Here is a 985-nt window from a genome sequence, read left to right as displayed (position 1 = left end):
AAACAATCCAGTCCAGTGATGATGGCAAAGAGGCCACACCCGTTCCCATCCCGAACACGGAAGTTAAGCTCTTTTGCGCCGATGGTAGTTGGGGGTTTCCCCCTGTGAGAGTAGGACATTGCTGGGCATACATAACGGAGGATTAGCTCAGCTGGGAGAGCATCTGCCTTACAAGCAGAGGGTCGGCGGTTCGATCCCGTCATCCTCCACCATTTTTTCTCTTTCGCCGGAGTAGCTCAACTGGTAGAGCAACTGACTTGTAATCAGTAGGTTGAGGGTTCAAGTCCTTTCTCCGGCACCACTCATGTTTGAGCCATTAGCTCAGTTGGTAGAGCATCTGACTTTTAATCAGAGGGTCGAAGGTTCGAATCCTTCATGGCTCACCATTTTTACAACTTCATTATTGCCACGCGGGTGTGGCGGAACTGGCAGACGCACTAGACTTAGGATCTAGCGCCTTCGGGCGTGGGGGTTCGACTCCCTTCACCCGCACCATTTTTGCGGAAGTAGTTCAGTGGTAGAACGCCACCTTGCCAAGGTGGAGGTCGCGAGTTCGAACCTCGTCTTCCGCTCCATTTTTTTGCACAATCTTGCTGACCCTAAGCCGGGGTGGCGGAACTGGCAGACGCACAGGACTTAAAATCCTGCGGTAGGTGACTACCGTACCGGTTCGATTCCGGTCCTCGGCACCATTAAGCAAAAAAACCGTAGGTTTTCTAAATATGCGCCCGTAGCTCAATTGGATAGAGTACTTGACTACGAATCAAGCGGTTAGAGGTTCGAGTCCTCTCGGGCGCGCCATATTTTCAACTCAGCAGTTTCAGTTCGGGAAGTAGCTCAGCTTGGTAGAGCACTTGGTTTGGGACCAAGGGGTCGCAGGTTCGAATCCTGTCTTCCCGACCATTCAATGGGGCCTTAGCTCAGCTGGGAGAGCGCCTGCCTTGCACGCAGGAGGTCAGCGGTTCGATCCCGCTAGGCTCCACCA

Annotated in this window: 9 tRNA genes and 1 rRNA gene; all 10 read left to right on the top strand. The window is 53.1% G+C overall.

Annotated elements, in window-relative coordinates:
* The first annotated feature begins 11 nt into the window (after positions 1-11).
* The 10 genes from rrf (at position 12) to HU147_RS19045 (ending at position 985) form a co-directional block, all read left to right on the top strand.
* Positions 12-127 (top strand): 5S ribosomal RNA (gene rrf, locus HU147_RS19090).
* A gap of 9 nt (positions 128-136) precedes the next feature.
* Positions 137-212, top strand: a tRNA-Val gene (locus HU147_RS19085).
* A 13-nt stretch (positions 213-225) separates the two neighbouring features.
* Positions 226-301 (top strand) — tRNA-Thr (locus HU147_RS19080).
* Positions 302-310: 9 nt separating this feature from the next.
* Positions 311-386: transfer RNA gene (locus HU147_RS19075), tRNA-Lys, on the top strand.
* 24 nt (positions 387-410) lie between these two features.
* A tRNA-Leu gene (locus tag HU147_RS19070) sits at positions 411-495 on the top strand.
* Positions 496-500: 5 nt separating this feature from the next.
* A tRNA-Gly gene (locus HU147_RS19065) sits at positions 501-575 on the top strand.
* 28 nt (positions 576-603) lie between these two features.
* Positions 604-692, top strand: a tRNA-Leu gene (locus tag HU147_RS19060).
* A gap of 32 nt (positions 693-724) precedes the next feature.
* Positions 725-801, top strand: a tRNA-Arg gene (locus HU147_RS19055).
* 25 nt (positions 802-826) lie between these two features.
* Positions 827-903, top strand: a tRNA-Pro gene (locus HU147_RS19050).
* 6 nt (positions 904-909) lie between these two features.
* A tRNA-Ala gene (locus HU147_RS19045) sits at positions 910-985 on the top strand.

The organism is Planococcus chinensis (assembly GCF_020071995.1).
Taxonomy (GTDB): Bacteria; Bacillota; Bacilli; order Bacillales_A; family Planococcaceae; genus Planococcus; species Planococcus chinensis_A.
This window is presented reverse-complemented; position numbering and strand designations above follow the sequence as displayed.